This is a genomic window from Streptomyces sp. NBC_00005, assembly GCF_045160215.1.
Lineage (GTDB): Bacteria > Actinomycetota > Actinomycetes > Streptomycetales > Streptomycetaceae > Streptomyces.
The window spans coordinates 2,383,933-2,401,826 of record NZ_CP108316.1; the positions used below are offsets into that span (position 1 = coordinate 2,383,933).

Annotated in this window: 14 protein-coding genes; 5 read left to right on the forward strand and 9 right to left on the reverse strand. The window is 70.1% G+C overall.

Features of this window, described 5'->3' with window-relative positions:
• Positions 1-51: 51 nt before the first annotated feature.
• A complete protein-coding gene (sucD, locus tag OG303_RS11400) occupies positions 52-951 on the reverse strand; it encodes a succinate--CoA ligase subunit alpha (RefSeq protein ID WP_405867459.1) in 900 nt (299 codons plus the stop codon).
• A gap of 14 nt (positions 952-965) precedes the next feature.
• Positions 966-2,096, reverse strand: coding sequence for an ADP-forming succinate--CoA ligase subunit beta (gene sucC, locus OG303_RS11405; protein ID WP_405867461.1), 1,131 nt, complete (start codon positions 2,094-2,096; stop codon positions 966-968).
• Positions 2,097-2,240: 144 nt separating this feature from the next.
• On the opposite strand from sucC, the gene OG303_RS11410 reads away from it, so the two are divergent.
• The 5 genes from OG303_RS11410 to OG303_RS11430 all read left to right on the forward strand — a co-directional run bounded on the left by OG303_RS11410 (position 2,241) and on the right by OG303_RS11430 (position 10,323).
• Positions 2,241-3,923, forward strand: coding sequence for a thiamine pyrophosphate-binding protein (locus tag OG303_RS11410; protein ID WP_405867463.1), 1,683 nt, complete (start codon positions 2,241-2,243; stop codon positions 3,921-3,923).
• A gap of 12 nt (positions 3,924-3,935) precedes the next feature.
• Positions 3,936-5,165, forward strand: a complete 1,230-nt coding sequence (gene frc, locus OG303_RS11415; protein WP_405867465.1) for a formyl-CoA transferase — start codon at positions 3,936-3,938, stop codon at positions 5,163-5,165.
• A 4-nt stretch (positions 5,166-5,169) separates the two neighbouring features.
• Positions 5,170-7,302: an acetate--CoA ligase family protein gene (locus OG303_RS11420; protein WP_405867467.1), complete on the forward strand. Its 2,133-nt coding sequence runs from the start codon at positions 5,170-5,172 to the stop codon at positions 7,300-7,302.
• Positions 7,303-7,526: 224 nt separating this feature from the next.
• Complete coding sequence (locus OG303_RS11425; RefSeq protein ID WP_405867469.1) at positions 7,527-8,915, forward strand: OFA family MFS transporter; 1,389 nt, start codon at positions 7,527-7,529, stop codon at positions 8,913-8,915.
• Between the two features lies 1 nt (position 8,916).
• The gene (locus OG303_RS11430) at positions 8,917-10,323 is read left to right on the forward strand and encodes an OFA family MFS transporter (protein WP_405867471.1); all 1,407 of its coding nucleotides are present in this window, start codon (positions 8,917-8,919) and stop codon (positions 10,321-10,323) included.
• Between the two features lie 86 nt (positions 10,324-10,409).
• Here OG303_RS11430 and OG303_RS11435 read toward each other — a convergent pair whose 3' ends face one another.
• From OG303_RS11435 to OG303_RS11465, 7 genes are all read right to left on the reverse strand, one after another.
• Complete coding sequence (locus tag OG303_RS11435; protein WP_405867473.1) at positions 10,410-11,441, reverse strand: sugar phosphate isomerase/epimerase family protein; 1,032 nt, start codon at positions 11,439-11,441, stop codon at positions 10,410-10,412.
• Between the two features lie 100 nt (positions 11,442-11,541).
• Positions 11,542-12,939, reverse strand: a complete 1,398-nt coding sequence (locus OG303_RS11440) for a nucleotide pyrophosphatase/phosphodiesterase family protein (RefSeq protein ID WP_405867475.1) — start codon at positions 12,937-12,939, stop codon at positions 11,542-11,544.
• Entirely contained in the window at positions 12,936-14,105 is a 1,170-nt protein-coding gene (gene eboE, locus OG303_RS11445) for a metabolite traffic protein EboE (protein ID WP_405867477.1), read from the reverse strand. Before eboE ends, OG303_RS11440 begins: the two co-directional genes overlap by 4 nt.
• A 3-nt stretch (positions 14,106-14,108) precedes the next feature.
• On the reverse strand, positions 14,109-14,957 hold the full coding sequence (locus OG303_RS11450; protein WP_405867479.1) for a TatD family hydrolase: 849 nt from the start codon (positions 14,955-14,957) through the stop codon (positions 14,109-14,111).
• Positions 14,957-15,682 carry an EboA domain-containing protein gene (locus OG303_RS11455; RefSeq protein ID WP_405867481.1) on the reverse strand — a complete coding sequence of 242 codons (726 nt, stop codon included), beginning with the start codon at positions 15,680-15,682 and terminating at the stop codon, positions 14,957-14,959. Before OG303_RS11455 ends, OG303_RS11450 begins: the two co-directional genes overlap by 1 nt.
• Entirely contained in the window at positions 15,679-16,662 is a 984-nt protein-coding gene (locus OG303_RS11460) for a sugar phosphate isomerase/epimerase family protein (RefSeq protein ID WP_405867483.1), read from the reverse strand. Before OG303_RS11460 ends, OG303_RS11455 begins: the two co-directional genes overlap by 4 nt.
• Entirely contained in the window at positions 16,659-17,831 is a 1,173-nt protein-coding gene (locus OG303_RS11465) for an SCO3242 family prenyltransferase (RefSeq protein WP_405867485.1), read from the reverse strand. The genes OG303_RS11460 and OG303_RS11465 overlap by 4 nt, the downstream gene beginning before the upstream one ends.
• Between the last annotated feature and the right edge of the window lie 63 nt (positions 17,832-17,894).

Genomic DNA, 17,894 nt, shown 5'->3' on the forward strand with positions numbered 1-17,894 from the left:
ACGTCGTACAAAGGCACCTGGTGACGCACGGCTCGGCGCGGTCACCTCACGTCAACTATGGGTGCCGCCGCGCCCGTCTTCGAGACGGGCGAGCACAAGTTTCGCCGTCTCGGTCGGTGTGCTTCCCACACTCACCCCGGCCGCCTCCAGCGCCCCCTTCTTCGCCTGTGCGGTACCGGAGGAGCCGGACACGATCGCGCCCGCATGCCCCATCGTCCTGCCCTCGGGGGCGGTGAATCCGGCGATGTAACCGACCACGGGCTTGGTGACGTGGTCGCGCACGTACCCGGCCGCGCGTTCCTCGGCGTCGCCGCCGATCTCGCCGATGAGGACGATCAGTTCGGTGTCGGGGTCGTCCTGGAAGGCGGCCAGGCAGTCGATGTGCGTGGTGCCGACGACGGGGTCGCCGCCGATTCCGACGCAGGTCGAGAAGCCGATGTCGCGGAGTTCGTACATGAGTTGGTAGGTGAGCGTGCCGGACTTGGACACCAGGCCGATGCGGCCCGGCTTGGTGATGTCGGCCGGGATGATGCCCGCGTTGGACTGGCCGGGGGTGATCAGGCCCGGGCAGTTGGGGCCGATGACGCGCGTGCCCTTCGACTTCGCGTACGCGTGGAAGGCGACGGAGTCGTGTACGGGGATGCCCTCGGTGATGACGACCGCGAGGCCGATGCCGGCGTCGGCGGCCTCGACGACCGCCGACTTGGCGAAGGCGGGCGGGACGAACACGACGGTGACGTCGGCGCCGGTCGCCGCCATGCCCGCGGCGACCGACCCGAAGACGGGGACGGCCCGGTCGTCGAAGTCGACGGTGCGGCCCGCCTTGCGCGGGTTGACGCCGCCGACGACGTCGGTGCCGGCCGCGAGCATGCGCCGGGTGTGCTTCATGCCCTCGCCGCCCGTCATGCCCTGGACGAGAACCTTGCTCTCCTTGGTGAGATAGATGGCCATGTCGTCCCGTCTCCTCAGTTGGCGATGGCGAGTTGGGCGGCACGGCCGGCGGCGCCGTCCATGGTGGTGGCCTGCTGGATCAGGGGATGCGCGCGCTCGTCGAGGATGGCGCGGCCGCGGGCCGCGTTGTTGCCGTCGAGACGCACGACCAGCGGCCTGGTCAACTGGACGGCGTCCAGCGCCTGCACGATGCCGTCGGCGACCGCGTCGCATGCGGTGATCCCGCCGAAGACGTTGACGAAGACCGACTTCACGGCCGGGTCGGAGAGAATGACCGAAAGACCGTCGGCCATGATCCGGGCGGAGGCTCCGCCGCCGATGTCGAGGAAGTTGGCGGGGCGTGCGCCACAGCCCGCGACCACGTCGAGGGTCGACATGACCAGGCCCGCGCCGTTGCCGATGATGCCGACCTCGCCGTCCAGCTTCACGTAGTTGAGGCCCTTGGCTGCGGCCACCGCCTCCAGCGCATCGTCGTGCTCGACGTCCTCGGCTCCCCAACGTGCCTGCCGGAAGCGGGCGTTGTCGTCGAGGGTGACCTTGCCGTCGAGGGCGAGGATCTGGCCCTGTTTCGTCCGCACGAGCGGATTGACCTCGACGAGGACGGCGTCCTCGCGCACGAGCACCTCCCACAGGCGTACGAGGACGTCGACGGTCTGCGGGGGCAGGCCTGCCGCCTCGGCGATCTCGCCCGCCTTCGCGGAGGTGACGCCCTCTCCCGGATCGATGTGTATGCGCGCCACTGCCTCCGGTCGACTCGCGGCGACCTCCTCGATCTCCATGCCACCCTCGGCGGAGGCGATGGCGAGGAAGCGGCCCGCCGCGCGGTCGAGCACGTAGGAGACGTAGAACTCGGTCTCGATGTCCACCGGTTGGGCCAGCATCACCTTGCCGACCGTGTGGCCCTTGATGTCCATTCCGAGGATCTGACGTGCCGTGAGCTCCGCGGCGGCCGGGTCGGCAGCGAGCTTCACGCCGCCCGCCTTGCCGCGTCCACCTGTCTTCACCTGCGCTTTCACCACTACTCGCCCGCCGAGCCTGCGGGCGATCTCGCGTGCCTCCTTGGGCGAGTCGGTGACCTCGGCCCTCGGCACCACGATGCCGTGTTCCTCGAAGAGTTCCCTTGCCTGGTGTTCGTACAGGTCCATTCCGGCTCCTGACTCAAAAGTGCCGCACGCCCCCTGGACACCACCCACTGGATGCGGGATAACAAGGTTCATACAGTATTCGTCGACTGTATGCAATGTACCGCGAGAGCGTTCCAACCCCCTACGAAGGGACAGGACTTCGCCATGCCCGACGACACCCAGGACGTGATTTCCGGTGGTCATCTCGTTGCCAAGGCACTCAAGGCCGAGGGAGTCGACCGCATCTACACGTTGTGCGGCGGCCACATCATCGACATCTACGACGGCTGCGTCGACGAGGGCATAGAGGTCGTCGACGTCCGCCACGAGCAGGTCGCCGCCCATGCCGCCGACGGTTACGCCCGCCTCACCGGCAAACCCGGCTGCGCGGTCGTCACCGCGGGTCCGGGCACGACGGACGCCGTCACCGGTGTCGCCAACGCGTTCCGCGCGGAGTCCCCGATGCTGCTGATCGGCGGCCAGGGGGCCCTCACCCAGCACAAGATGGGGTCCCTGCAGGACCTGCCGCACGTCGACATGATGACGCCCATCACCAAGTTCGCGGCGGCCGTGCCGGACACGGCCCGCGCCGCCGACATGGTGTCCATGGCGTTCCGCGAGTGCTACCACGGCGCGCCCGGCCCCTCCTTCCTGGAGATCCCGCGCGACGTGCTGGACGCCAAGGTGCCCGTGAGCAAGGCGCGCGTTCCGAAGCAGGGCGCCTACCGGGCCTCGACCCGCTCGGCCGGCGACCCCGAGGCCGTCGAGAAGCTCGCCGACCTGCTCGTGCACGCCGAGAAGCCGGCCATCCTGCTCGGCAGCCAGGTGTGGACGACGCGCGGCACCGAGGCGGCCATCGACCTCGTACGGACCCTCAACATCCCCGCGTACATGAACGGCGCCGGCCGCGGCACCCTCCCACCGGGCGACCCGCACCACTTCCAACTGTCGCGCCGGTACGCCTTCTCCAACGCCGACGTCATCGTCATCGTCGGCACGCCCTTCGACTTCCGCATGGGCTACGGCAAGCGGCTGTCGCCGGACGCGACCGTCGTGCAGATCGACCTCGACTACCGCACCGTCGGCAAGAACCGCGACATCGACCTGGGGATCGTGGGTGACGCCGGCCTCGTCCTGAAGTCGGTGGCCGAGGCCGCGTCCGGGCGCATCAACGGCGGGGCGTCCAAGCGCAAGGAGTGGCTCGACGAGCTGCGCGCGGCCGAGCAGACCGCCCTCGAGAAGCGGCTGCCGAGCCTGCGGTCGGACGCCTCACCGATCCACCCGTACCGCCTGGTCAGCGAGATCAACGACTTCCTCACCGAGGACTCGATCTACATCGGCGACGGCGGCGACATCGTCACCTTCTCCGGACAGGTCGTCCAGCCCAAGTCGCCCGGGCACTGGATGGACCCGGGCCCGCTCGGCACCCTCGGCGTCGGCGTCCCCTTCGTGCTCGCGGCCAAGCAGGCACGGCCCGACAAGGAAGTGGTGGCCCTGTTCGGCGACGGCGCCTTCTCCCTCACCGGCTGGGACTTCGAGACCCTCGTCCGCTACGACCTCCCCTTCGTCGGCATCGTCGGCAACAACTCCTCCATGAACCAGATCCGTTACGGCCAGAAGGCCAAGTACGGCGAGGAACGCGAGCGGATCGGCAACACCCTCGGCGACGTCCACTACGACAAGTTCGCGCAGATGCTGGGCGGTTACGGCGAAGAGGTCCGCGACCCCGCCGACATCGGCCCGGCGCTGCAACGCGCCCGCGAGTCGGGCAAGCCGTCGCTGATCAACGTCTGGGTCGACCCGGACGCGTACGCCCCCGGAACCATGAACCAGACGATGTACAAGTGAGGTGAGCCGGCCATGACCAAGGCTCTCGAAGGCATCCGTGTCCTCGACATGACGCACGTCCAGTCCGGGCCCTCCGCCACCCAGCTGCTCGCCTGGCTCGGTGCGGACGTGGTCAAGCTGGAGGCGCCGACCGGTGACATCACGCGCAAGCAGCTGCGCGACCTCCCGGACGTCGACTCCCTCTACTTCACGATGCTCAACTGCAACAAGCGGAGCATCACCCTCAACACCAAGACCGAGCGCGGCAAGGAGATCCTCACCGAGCTGATCCGGCGCTCCGACGTGATGGTCGAGAACTTCGGACCGGGCGCGGTCGACCGCATGGGCTTCACCTGGGACCGCATCCAGGAGATCAATCCGCGAATCGTCTATGCCTCCATCAAGGGGTTCGGCGACGGGCCGTACACCAACTTCAAGGCGTACGAGGTCGTCGCGCAGGCCATGGGCGGGTCGATGTCGACCACCGGTTTCGAGGACGGGCCGCCGCTGGCGACGGGGGCCCAGATCGGGGACTCGGGGACGGGCGTCCACGCCGTGGCGGGGATACTCGCGGCGCTGTTCCAGCGGGAGCACACCGGGCGCGGTCAGCGGGTGAACGTGGCCATGCAGCACGCTGTGCTCAACCTCTGCCGGGTGAAGCTGCGCGATCAGCAGCGCCTGGCCCACGGCCCACTCGCTGAATATCCGAACGAGGACTTCGGCACCGAAGTTCCCAGGTCCGGAAACGCGTCCGGTGGCGGCCAGCCCGGCTGGGCGGTCAAGTGCGCGCCGGGCGGCCCGAACGACTACGTGTACGTCATCGTGCAGCCCGTCGGCTGGAAGCCGCTCAGCGAGCTCATCGGCCGGCCCGAACTGGCCGAGGACCCCGAGTGGGCGACGCCCGAGGCCCGGCTGCCCAAGCTCAACAAGATGTTCCAGCTGATCGAGGAGTGGTCCTCGACGCTCCCCAAGTGGGAGGTGCTGGAGAAGCTCAACGCCCACAACATCCCGTGCGGGCCGATCCTGTCCACCAGGGAGATCATCGAGGACCGGTCGCTGGTCAGCAACGAGATGGTCGTGACCGTGCCGCACCCCGAGCGGGGCGACTTCGTGACCGTGGGCAGTCCGCTGAAGCTCTCCGACTCCCCCGTGGACGTGACCAGTTCACCCCTGCTCGGCGAGCACAACGAAGAGGTCTACATCGGCGAACTCGGTCTCGGCGACGAGGAACTGCACCTGCTCAAGTCGAACGGAGTGATCTGACGTGATGGCCGAAGATCGGGAACTGCGGGTGCGGTCGCTCCTCGACGCTGTGCGGGCCGAGGGGCGGACCGCGCTCACCGCGCCCGAGGGCAAGGTGATCGCCGACGCGTACGGGATCGCCGTACCCGGCGAAGAACTGGCCACCGACGTCGACGAGGCCGTGTCGTACGCGGCGCGCTTCGGCGGGCCCGTCGTGATGAAGATCGTGTCCCCGGACATCCTGCACAAGACCGACGCCGGCGGTGTGATCGTCGGCGTCGAGGGTGCCACGGACGTGCGGGCCGCGTTCCACAAAATCATCGAGAACGCGCGCGCGTACAACGCGTCCGCGCGCATCGAGGGCGTCCAGGTCCAGGAGTTGCTGCCCAAGGGGCAGGAGGTCATCGTCGGCGCGGTGACGGACCCGACCTTCGGGAAGGTCGTCGCCTTCGGGCTCGGCGGGGTGCTCGTCGAGGTCCTCAAGGACGTCACGTTCCGGCTGGCGCCCGTGAGCGCCGACGAGGCGCTGTCGATGCTGGACTCGATCCGCGCGGCGGAGATCCTGCGCGGGGTGCGCGGCCAGGCGGCCGTGGACCGGTGGGCGATCGCCGAGCAGATCCGCCGGGTCTCCCAACTGGTCGCGGACTTCCCGGAGATCGCGGAGGTCGACCTCAACCCGGTGATCGCCACTGCGGAGGGCGCGGTCGCGGCGGACATCCGCGTGATCCTCGCGGACTCGGTGCCCAAGCCTCGCCGCACGTACACGCGCGAGGAGATCCTCACCTCGATGGGCCGCCTGATGCAGCCTTCGTCGGTCGCCGTCATCGGTGCCTCCAACGAGCAGGGCAAGATCGGCAATTCGGTAATGCGCAACCTCATCGACGGCGGCTTCGCCGGAGAGATCCATCCGGTGAACCCCAAGGCCGATGACATTCTGGGCCGCAAGGCGTACAAGAGTGTCACCGACGTTCCTGGTGAGGTGGATGTGGCGGTCTTCGCGATCCCCGCCAAGTTCGTGGCCTCGGCCCTTGAGGAGGTGGGACGCAAGAAGATCCCCAACGCCGTGCTGATCCCCTCCGGTTTCGCGGAGACCGGCGAGCACGAACTCCAGGAGGAGATCGTCGCGATCGCCGAGCGGCACGGCGTCCGCCTCCTCGGGCCGAACATCTACGGCTACTACTCGACGTGGCAGGACCTGTGCGCCACGTTCTGCACGCCGTACGACGTCAAGGGCGGCGTCGCGCTGACCTCGCAGTCCGGTGGGATCGGGATGGCCATCCTGGGGTTCGCGCGCACCACGAAGACGGGTGTGTCGGCGATCGTGGGCCTGGGCAACAAGTCGGACCTGGACGAGGACGACCTGCTGACCTGGTTCGGCGAGGACCCGCACACCGAGTGCATCGCGATGCACCTGGAGGACCTCAAGGACGGGCGCGCCTTCGTGGAGGCCGCGCGGGCGACCGTGCCGAAGAAGCCGGTCGTGGTGCTGAAGGCGGGCCGTACGGCGGCGGGCGCGAAGGCGGCCGGCTCGCACACCGGGGCGCTGGCGGGCGACGACGCCGTGTACGACGACATCCTGAAGCAGGCCGGTGTCATCCGGGCGCCAGGGCTGAACGAAATGCTCGAGTACGCGCGCGCGTTGCCGGTGCTTCCCGCCCCCCAGGGCGACAACGTCGTGATCATCACCGGGGCCGGCGGCAGCGGCGTACTCCTGTCCGACGCGGTGACCGACAACGGGCTGTCCCTGATGGAGATCCCGCCGGACCTGGACGAGGCCTTCCGGAAGTTCATCCCGCCCTTCGGGGCAGCGGGCAACCCCGTCGACATCACCGGGGGCGAGCCGCCGTCGACGTACGAGGCGACGATCCGGCTCGGCCTGGAGGACCCGCGCATCCATGCGCTCGTCCTCGGCTACTGGCACACCATCGTCACTCCCCCGATGGTCTTCGCGGAGCTCACCGCGCGCGTGGTGGCCGAGTTCCGGGAGCGCGGCATCGAGAAGCCCGTGGTGGCCTCCCTCGCGGGCGACGTCGAGGTCGAGGAGGCCTGCCAGTACCTCTACGAGCGCGGGGTCGTGGCGTACCCGTACACGACCGAGAAGCCGGTGGCCGTGCTCGGCGCGAAGTACCGCTGGGCGCGGGCAGCGAGGCTCCTGTGATGCCGGCGCGCGAGGCGGATCGGCCGGGAGTCCGGGGGTTGGCCCCCGGGCGTGACGCAGCCCGGTGGGCGCGGGCGGCGGGCCTGTTGGGGGGCGGTTCATGAGGTGAGTGAGCGCGGGGTCGGCCGACAGTGCGGTCGGTCGGCCCCCGGGACCCGTGCGCACGCGAAAGGCATTGGACAGGGGGCGCTGGCCAGAGCTTTCGATGCAAGGGGTGCTGAGCGATGACAACCACCGACTACTCGACGTCCGTCCCCTACCGGGAGGTGAAGGACCACAACGGCCGCGTGTACCGGATCGGCGAGTCCGATACCGACATCATGGGCCGGGCACGCAAGTGGATGGTCATCCTGCCCTGGGTGGGCATGATGGGCATCAGCTCCGCCGAGTACGCGTTCACGTCGGCGGAGGACACGCTTCACGAGGCTCATCTGTGGAGCAGCGGACACATCTTCTGGCTGATGGGCGTCTGGGTGTTCTTCCAGGCGGCCGTGGCCTTCCCCGCCGGCCAGTTGCGGGAGAGCGGCAAACTGCCCGCCCGTACGGCGATGATGATCGGCGCCGTCGGCACCATGATCGGCTATGTCTCGTTGGCGTACGCTCCGAGCGTCGCCGTGGCCTACTTCGGCTTCGGTATGTGCAGCGGCATCGGCGCCGGCCTCGTCTACGCGACCTGCGTGAACATGGTCGGCAAGTGGTATCCGGAGCGCAAGGGCGGCAAGACGGGCTTCGTCAACGGCGGTTTCGCCTACGGATCCGTGCCCTTCGTCTTCCTGTTCACCTCGTACATGGACCTGAGCAACTACCGGACCGTGCTCGCCTGTGTGGGCGTCGGCCTGTGCCTGGTGGTGGCCGCGGCAGGCTGGTTCTTCAAGGACCCGCCGAAGAACTGGTGGCCCGCGCACGTCGACCCGCTGAGGCTGACCGACGACCCGAAGATCCGCCGGGCACTGGAGAAGAACCCGCCGGCGGTCAAGCAGTACACCCCAAGGGAGGCCGCTCGTACCCCCGTCCTGTGGATGATGTGGTTCTGTCTGCTGTGCACGGCCGGCATCAACATCTTCGGCATCGCCTTCCAGGTGCCGTTCGGCAAGGACATGGGGTTCGCGGGCGGGATCGTCGCCACGGCGATGTCCCTGAAGGCCATCGTCAACGGCACCGGGCGCGGTGTCATCGGCTGGATCTCCGACCGCTACGGGCGGCGGAACACGCTGGTCATCGTCTGCATCGTGCTGGGCACTGCGCAGTTCGGCGTGCTGGTGTCCGGCCAGATGGGCAGCATGCCGTTCTTCCTGTTCTGCTCCATGGTCTCCGGTTTCGGCGGCGGGGCGATCTTCCCGCTGTTCGCGGCCATGACCGCGGACTACTTCGGCGAGAACAACAACGCCTCCAACTACGGAATGGTCTACAGCTCGAAGCTGATCTCCGGGCTCGTCGGCTCCGGCATGGGCGCGGTCGTCGTCGGCGTGTGGGACTACCACGGCGCGTTCGTGCTGGCCGGTTCCATCGGCCTGGCCTCCGCGGTTCTGGCGCTCTTCCTGAAGTCCCCGGGCAGGCCGAAGGCCCGGCGCATCGTCCCCAATCCGCAACCGCTCGGCGAGGAGATGGCCTGACATGACGGCGGACCCCATCGCAGCCGGCAGCTCGTCGGCAGACCCCGACGCCGCACACCGTCCCTACCGTGAAGTGACCGACTCCCGCGGCCGCGTCTACCGCATCGGCGAGACCGACCGGGACATCCTCGGCCACTCCCGCAAGATCATGGTGTACCTCCCGTGGATCGCCATGATGGCCATCAGCGTCTTCGAGTACGCGTACGGCTCCGCGGAGGACACCCTGTCCAGCGCGCACGGCTGGACGCAGAGCAACACCTTCTGGATCCTCAGCGTCTGGGTGTTCTTCCAGGCCGGTATCGCCTTCCCGGCGGGCTGGATGCGCGAGAAGGGCATCCTGACGGCTCGTAGGGCCATGTACGTCGGTTCCGGGATGTGCCTGGTCGGATTCCTCGCCCTGTCGCACCTGAGCAACGTGTGGCTGGCGATCCTGGGCTTCGGTGTCGTCGGCGGGCTCGGTGCCGGCCTGGTCTACGCGACCTGTATCAACATGGTCGGCAAGTGGTTCCCCGAGCGCCGCGGCGCCCGCACCGGCTTCGTCAACGGCGGCTTCGCGTACGGATCGCTGCCGTTCATCTTCATCTTCAACTACGCCTTCGACACCGGGAACTACCACCGCGTCCTGGACCTGATCGGCTGCTACATCGTGATCGTGGTGTTCGGGTGCGCGTTCTTCTTCAAGGACCCGCCGAAGAACTGGTGGCCCGCGGACATCGACCCGCTCACGTTCGCCGGCAGCCAGAAGAGTGCGCAGAGCCTCGCCAAGAACCCTCCGGCGACCAAGCAGTACACGCCCAAGGAGGCCATCAGGACGGGCATGCTGCCCCTGATGTGGATCTCCATCGTGATCACCGCCGGCGTGTCGATCTTCGGGATCTCCTTCCAGGTCGACTACGCCAAGGACGTCGGCTTCGGCCCGCTGGTGGCGGCGTCCTCGATGGGTGTCATGGCCGTCATCAACGGCATCGGCCGCGGTGTGGTGGGGTGGCTGTCCGACAAGTGGGGCCGCAAGTCGACTCTGGTGTTCGTCATCGTCGTCCTGGGGCTCGCCCAGTTCGGCGTGATCCTGGCGGGCGACATGAAGAGCGAGTGGCTGTTCCTCTTCTTCGCCTTCCTGTCCGGCTTCGGCGGCGGCGCGTTCTACCCGATGTTCGCCGCGCTCACCCCGGACTACTTCGGGGAGAACTACAACGCCACCAACTACGGGCTGGTGTACAGCGGCAAGCTGGTCAGCGGCCTGTTCGGCGGCGGCCTCGGCTCCATGGTGGTCGCGGCCTGGGGCTACAACGGGGCGTACGCGCTGGCCGGCGGCGTCTCGATGATCGCGGCGGCGATCACCCTGCTGCTTCGGCAGCCGGGGCGCGACAGCACGTCTACGCGAACTCCCGAGCCGCAGCCCGCGGGTTGACGGCACGCGCGTGTGTGTGAGGAGGCCCTCCCCGGGTGCGGGGAGGGCCTCCTCACGCGTGTGTCCCACGTGTCCCTATGCGGTCGTCAGCACTTCTCGCGCAGCGAGTGCAGGTACGCACTGGAGCGGCGCGCGAAGGTGAAGGACTCGGTGGGCTGGTCGTGTTCGGTCTGCCAGTGGTGAGCGAGACGCTCGCCGCGCAGTCGGGTCACGGCGGAGATGAAGCGCTGGTAGTCGATGTCGCCGTCGCCGACGTCGACCATGCGGTAGCCGAACTCGTTCGACGGGTCGCTCACTCCGTCCTTGACGTGGAAGAGCGGGTAACGGTGGGGCTGCTTGAGCACGTAGTCGAGGGGTTCGAAGGGGGCTGGGCTGCCGTCGGGCCGCTTCGAGAAGCGGAACTGGCCCGCGTACGCCCAGAAGATGTCCATCTCCAGGTACACGAGGCGGGGGTCGGTCTCGGCGAGCAGCACGTCGTAGAGACGGACCTTGGGGTTGTCGGTGGCGAACCCGAACTCGTCGGAGTGGTTGTGCTGGTAGAACTTCATGCCGCGCGCCTTCGCCGCCGCGCCGTACGTGTTGAACTCCTCGGCGGCCCGCTTCCAGGCGTCGACGGTGTTTCCGTAGCGGCTCGGGCCCGATGCGGTCCCGATGTGCTTGAGGCCGAGGGCCTGGGCGTCGTCGAGGACCTTGGTGAGGTTCTGGGCGAAGGTGTAGGCGCTCGGGTCGGTGGAGTAGTAGCCGACGTGGCTGCCGATCGGGTTCAGGCCGTGGTCCTTCGCCAGCCGCCTGAGCTGGGCGAGGGTGATGGGCCCCGCGGAGCCCTGGGTGTATCCGGCGAACTCGACCTCGTCGTATCCGTACTTCTCCAGTTCGGCGAAGACGGGTGCGAAGCCCAGCGTGGAGACCTTGTCGCGCAGGCTGTACAGCTGGATGCCGAGGCGCCCGGGCGGCAGGACGGGACGTCCGCGGCCGGCGGCCGAGGTTTCGGCCGCGGTGGCGGGGGCCGTTGCGGCGCCCAGCAGTGCGGCGGCGGTGGCGCCCGCGGCCACGCCGAGCATGCCTCGTCTGGTGAGGCGGTGGGTGAGTTCGGGATCCGTCTGGGAGGTGCGGCTCATGCCTGGAACTCCTCGGTGTCGGAGGGCGTTGTCAGTGGTGAGTGCTTCACTTGTGACCAGTCGGATCACCTGGATCGGACGGGCCGGTGGGGCCGGTCTGTCAGGTGAGACCGGCGAGTTGGAGCAGGAGTGACTTCACATCGGTGGCCGCGACGCGGTCGCCGACAGCGCGGGGGGTGGAGCAGATGAGGAGCGGACCGTCGTCGTCGCTCGCGGGAAGGCGCCCGTGGCTGCCTCGAATAGGTGACGGGTCGAGGGGCACGACCGCCATCCGGTAGCGCATGCCCAGCTTCTTGCGGGCAAGCGCAGACGCCGCCTTGACCTTGACGTAGGGGTCGAGCGGATCCATGAACAACTCGACCGGGTCGTAGCCGGGTTTGCGGTGGATCTCGACGAGCTGTGCGAAGTCGGGCGCGCGGGCGTCGTCGAGCCAGTAGTAGTACGTGAACCAGGCGTCCGGCTCCGCCACGGCGACCAGCTCGCCGGAGCGCGGATGGTCGAGATGGTGGGTCTTCTTGCCCTCGTCGTCGAGGAGTTGCTCGATACCGGGCAGGTCGGCCAGTGCCGCGCGGGTTGCGTCGAGGTCCTCCGGGCGCCGCACGTAGACGTGAGCGATCTGGTGGTCTGCGACGGCGAAGGCGCGCGACGCCATCGGGTCGAGGTACTCCATGCCGTCCTGCGTGTGCACTTCCAGCAGTCCGGCGCGGCGCAGGGCCCGGTTGATGTCGACGGGGCGGTCCGCGCGGGTGATGCCGTACTCGGACAGCACGACGACGGTACGGCCCTCGGCGCGGGCGTCGTCGAGCAGCGGGGCCATGGCGGCGTCCAGGTCGGCGGCCGCCTTCAGGGAGCGCGGGTCGTCGGGGCCGAAGCGCTGCAGGTCGTAGTCGAGGTGAGGGAGGTAGCAGAGCGTCAGGTCCGGGTGCCGGGTGCCCATGATGTGGCGGGTCGCGTCGATGATCCACTGGCTGGAGACCAGGTCCGCGCCGGGGCCCCAGAAGTGGAAGAGGGGGAAGGTGCCGAGTTTCTCGGTGAGTTCGTCGTGCAGGGCCGGGGGCCGGGTGTAGCAGTCGGGTTCCTTGCGGCCGTCGGCGTAGTAGACCGGACGGGGGGTGACGGTGATGTCGGTGTCGGCGCCCATGGCGTACCACCAGCAGATATTGGCGACCGTGTAGCCAGGGTGGGCGCGACGGGCGGCGTCCCAGAGTTTGTCCCCGGCGACCAGTCCGTTGTGCTGACGCCACAGGAGTACGTCGCCGAGCTCGCGGAAGTACCAGCCGTTGCCGACGATGCCGTGCTCGGAGGGATGGGTGCCGGTCAGGAAGGTGGACTGGGCGGCACAGGTGACGGCGGGCAGGACGGTGCCGAGCGCGGCCCGGGTGCCGGACTGGGCGAGCGTCTTGAGGTGGGGCATGTGGTCGAGGAGACGGGGGGTGAGGCCGACCACGTCCAGGACGAGGAGCGGGGTGGGGTCCGGGCCGGCCGGGTGGGTGCTCATGGGAGTTCCTTCAGGCCGAGGTCCGTCAACAGGTCGCGGGCGAGGGTGAGTTCGGCGGCGATGCCGTCGGCGAGCTGGGCGCGGCCGCGGGGGCGCAGATCGGGCGGCAGGGCCTGCCAGGTGTAGGTCTCGACCTCGAGGTGGCGGGTGAGCGGGTGCGGGCCGCCCACCAGGCGGGTCAGCGCCGCCTTGAGTACGGGGAGCGTGGAGGTGAGGGGCGCGGCGGGGGCCGCGTGCAGCGGGACGTGGAAGTGGGCGCGCCAGGGTGCCGCATCGGGCAGCGTGTCGGGTTCGAGGGCCTCGCCGAGGTCGTCGGTGCCACGGAGGCCGGCGGCGACGGCGGTGCGGGTCTGGTGCAGGAAGCGGGGTTCGTCGAAGGCGTCGAGGGCTGCGCGGACCTCGGGGAGATGGGGGTGTTCGGCGTGCAGGGCGGCTGAGAGCTGGGACTTGACGACAGGGACGCGGGCCGTGGTGAGCGCGTCCAGGGCGGTGTGCGGATCTTCGAAGGAGGTGGCGAGGTGGCAGGTGTCGACGCAGATGCCGATGCGGCGGTGGGCGATCGCGGCGAGTGGGGCGATCGCGTCACCGGTGGTCTCGACGACGCAGCCGGGCTCGGGCTCCAGGCCGACGCGGATGGATCGGCCGGTCAACTCGTCGAGGGCGTCCAGGCGTTCGGCGAGGGTGATCAGGGCTGCGTGGGCCTTGTCGGCACGCCCGTCGTCATAGGCGGTGCGCCAGGCGAGCGGCAGGGTGGAGATGGTGCCCTCGGTGACGTCGTCGGGGAGGAGTCCGGCGAGGACGCGGGCCAGGGCTGTGGTGTGCTCGAGACGTTCGGGATCGGCCCAGTCCGGCCTGTAGACGCGGTACTTGACCTCCTCGGCGCCGAAGCCCTCATAGGGGAAGCCGTTGAGGGTGACGACCTCGAGGCCGCGCCGGTCGAGTTCGGTGCGCAGGCCGCGCAGGGCGGACGGGTCGGTGACGAGGGCGTGCGCGGCGTCCTTGGCGAGCCACAGGCCGATGCCGAGACGGTCCCGGCCGAGTCGGCGGCGGACGGGTTCACAGTGGTCGCGGAGCTGCGCGAGGACGCCGTCGAGGGTTTCGGCCGGGTGGACGTTGGTGCAGTAGGCGAGGTGGACGGTGGAGCCGTCGGGGTGGCGGAAGCGCATGGCTCACGCCCCGCCGCGCAGGATGGAGTTGCCCTCGTGGGTGGCTTCCGTGGCGGTGACGTCGAGGTGCAGGCGGCCGCTGAGTCCGTAGAAGGCGACGGGGTTGCGCCACAACACCTGGTCGACGTCGTCCTGGGTGAAGCCTTCGGCCAGCATCAGGTCGCCGACCCTGCGGGTCTTGAGGGGATCGCTGCGGCCCCAGTCGGCGGCGGAGTTCACGAGCACCTGCTCGGGCCCGTACGCGCGCAGGATCGCGACCATCCGCTCCTCGTCCATCTTGGTGTCGGGATAGACGGAGAAGCCGAGCCAGCAGCCGCTGTCCTTGGCCTCCTTGACGGTGGTCTCGTTGAGGTGGTCGACGAGGACACGGTCCGGGGCGAGGGCGGACTCCTGGACGACGTCGAGGGTCCGGCGCAGGCCGGCGAGCTTGTCGCGGTGCGGGGTGTGGACGAGGGCGGGCAGTTCGTGGTCGGCGGCGAGTTGGAGCTGGGCGGCGATGGCGGTGTCCTCGGCGGGGGTCATCGAGTCGTAGCCGATCTCGCCCACGGCGACGACCTGGTCCTTGACGAGATAGCGGGGCAGTTCGTCGAGGACGGGCGCGCAGCGCGGGTCGTTCGCCTCCTTGGGGTTGAGAGCGAGCGTGCAGTGGTGGGCGATGCCGTACTGGGCGGCGCGGAAGGGTTCCCAGCCCAGGAGGGAGTCGAAGTAGTCGAAGAAGGAGGCGGGTGAGGTGCGGGGCTGGCCGAGCCAGAAGGCGGGTTCGACGACGGCGCGGACGCCTGCGGCGTGCATGGCCTGGTAGTCGTCGGTGGTCCGTGAGGTCATGTGGATGTGGGGGTCGAAGATGCGCATCAGGACTCCTTGCCGTCGGTGCCGCGCGCGCCGTGCTGGGCCGACTGCGCGGGTGGGGTGGCCGTGGGGTCGGTCAGGGTCAGGACGCGGTGCAGGTCTTCGGGCACGGGACGGCCCGCGGCGGTGCGTTCGGCGGCGTAGTCGCCGAGCATGCGGGCGAGTTCCGCGTCGGCGTGGGCGCGGCGCTCCAGGCCGGCGACCTCGTCGACGGGCACGCCGGTGAAAAGGCACTTCAGGACGGCGTGGCGCCAGTGGTGGGGCGCGAGGTGCCGGGCCGCGTACGGTCCGACGGCGGCGGCGAGGATCCGGGTGTCGTTGGTGCGCAGGGCGTCCTCGACGAGCGGAAGGGCGTCGGGTCCGTCGACCAGGTGGGGCAGGGCGTGCAGGACGGAGCGGCGTTCGGCTGCGGTGCCCTGGGAGTAGACGCGGGTGAGGGCGTCGGTGCCGGCGCGGGCGGCGTGCAGGATCAGCACGCGGACGGCGTCGGCGTGCTCGGGGCCGCACCGGCGTCCGGCCTCGGCGAGGCGCAACTCCCATACGGAGATGGGCCCGTGGATGCCGGGCTGGGCGGCCGCCTCGTCGAGGGCCTGGTCGAGCCAGGCGCGGGCGGCTCCGCCGAGGTGGGCCGTGAGGTGTCCGTGCAGGTCGGCCGGCGAGGTCAGGGCGGGGGTGGTGCCCTTGGGGTCTGCCGCGGGGGTGTCCCAGGCGGTGTGTTGGTGCGTCATGAGGCGCTGCTTCCTTCGGGGGCTGCGGAGCGTTCGCCGTGGGGTGGGGCGAGGTCCGACGGGGCGACGGCTGTTTCCGCCGCGCGGCGGAGGAACGGGAGGGAGTGCTCGGCGAAGTGGGGGCCCGCGTGGGAGTGGCGGGGCAGTTCGACGACGGTCAGGCCCTGGTAGCCGGTCGAGGCAAGGGCCGCGAGGACGGGTGGGAAGTCGATCTCCCCGTCTCCGAAAGGGAGGTGTTCGTGGATGCCGCGGCGCATGTCCTCGATCTGGACGTGCCGCAGCCATGGCGCGGCGGCGCGTACGCACTCGGCGGGAGAGAGGGGTTCGAGGCACTGGCAGTGGCCGATGTCGAGGGTCAGGCCGAGGTCCTCGGGGTCGCCGAGGATGTGACGCAGTCGGTGGAAGTCGGCGAGGGTGGCCAGGAGGTGGCCCGGCTCGGGCTCGACGGCGAGGGGGACGCCGGCGGTGGCGGCGACGTCCAGGACGGGGGTGAGTGCCTCCGCCAGGCGCTTCCAAGCCGTGTCGGTGTCCGTCCCTGCCGGTGTGATCCCGCTGAAGCAGTGCACGGCGTGGGCGCCGAGATCGGCGGCGACCTGGACCGCGCGGATCAGGAGGGCGACGCGTCGGGCCCGGTCGTCCGGATCCGGGTCCAGCAGCGAGGGGCCGTGTTTGCGGCGCGGGTCGAGCACATAGCGGGCACCCGTCTCGACGGTGACGTCCAGGCCGAGCGCGTCCAGGCGTCCGGCAAGCCGGTGGGTGCGAGCGGGGAGGTCGGGCGCCAGCGGGTCGAGGTGCATGTGGTCGAGGGTCAGCCCGAGGCCGTCGTAGCCGAGGTCGGCGAGAAGGGTGAGGGCGTCGTCGAGACGGAGGTCGGTGAGCCCGTTGGTGCCGTAGCCGAAGCGGAGGGGAGTGACGGGGCGGGTGCGTCGGGGTCGGTCCTTCGCCTCGCTGTTTCCCGGACGCCGGGTCTCTGGGCTCATGTGACGCTCACCTTCCTCCCGAACCTCCTGCCGAGCGGGGCGAGAGCCGCGACGAGCAGGGCGGTGGTGGCGGCGCCGGAGCGGGCGGTGAGCGCGGCCTGGAGGGGGATCGTGGCGCGGATGCCGCCGGTGACGGCTCGTTGGGTGAGTGGGGGTGAAGGGTTGAGGGTGGCGTGGAAGTAGGGACGGGCGGCGGTCGCTGCGTAGGCGGCGGCGAGGGCCCGGAGCAGGGCTGCTCCCGCAGCCGGTTGCGGGGTGGGGCCGCCGTACGCCGAGCGAATCCGTGAGCCGGTGCTCGAGGCGAGGCCGCTTGCGCGGCGCGTGGCTGGGGCGCCGGGCAAGCCCGGGGCGGCTTCGCTTGGTCCGACAGCTCCACGTGGCCACGCAGCCCCGCGTGGCCCGGCGGGTCCGCGCACGCTCCAACGGCGTCGTGCCGTGCCGGTTGCCGAGGTGTCCGCTCGGGTGCCCGGCAGGCCGTGGGTGGCTGCTTCCCGTCGGCCTGCCGGGAGTTGGGGAGGTCGGCGGGTGACCAAGCGGGTCAGTAAGCCGGTGGCGGCAAGCGCTGCCAAGGGGGCCAGGGGCGAGCCGCCCCGCGTCTCCTGCCGGGAGACGACCGTCACCGCGAGGGTGTGTGTGCCGAGTAGTGCTGCGGAACCCAGCGCTTCACGGGTGCGGCCCGTTGTCGCGGCGGCGCCGAGGAGGAGGTCCAGTCCGCGGGCCGCGGCCATGGCCACCGGTCCTGCCGGGGTGTGCTTCAGGCCGAGGTCGTATGCCCACACCGTGGCTGCGAGGGGTGCCGCAACCGCGAGGGCGGGGCGGCCCGCACAGCCGGCGAGGGCGAGTCCGGCCGCGGTGAGGGCGCAGGCCGTCGACAGGGCGGCGGCCGGGTGGATACGGCCGGAGGGGAGGGGCCGGTGGGGGCGTTCGGCGGCGTCCTCCTCTCGGTCCGCCCAGTCGTTGAGGGCCATTCCGGCTTCGTAGAGACAGAGGGAGGAACCGATGGCGAGGAGCGTGCGGGGGTTCGGGGCCGCGGCGGTCGCGGCCGCGCCGGCGAGGGCGTCACCCGGGACCGTGAACAGGGCCGGGAGGCGCAGCAGTTCGGCCCAGGCGAGCCTGCGGTTCGGGCGGTCGACGCGGCCCCGCTCCGGGCTCGGTGCGCTGCCCGCCACGGTCGAACCTGCCGCCGCGCTTGCCCCGTCTGCTTCGGAAGGCCGCGTCGTCAGGCCACTGCG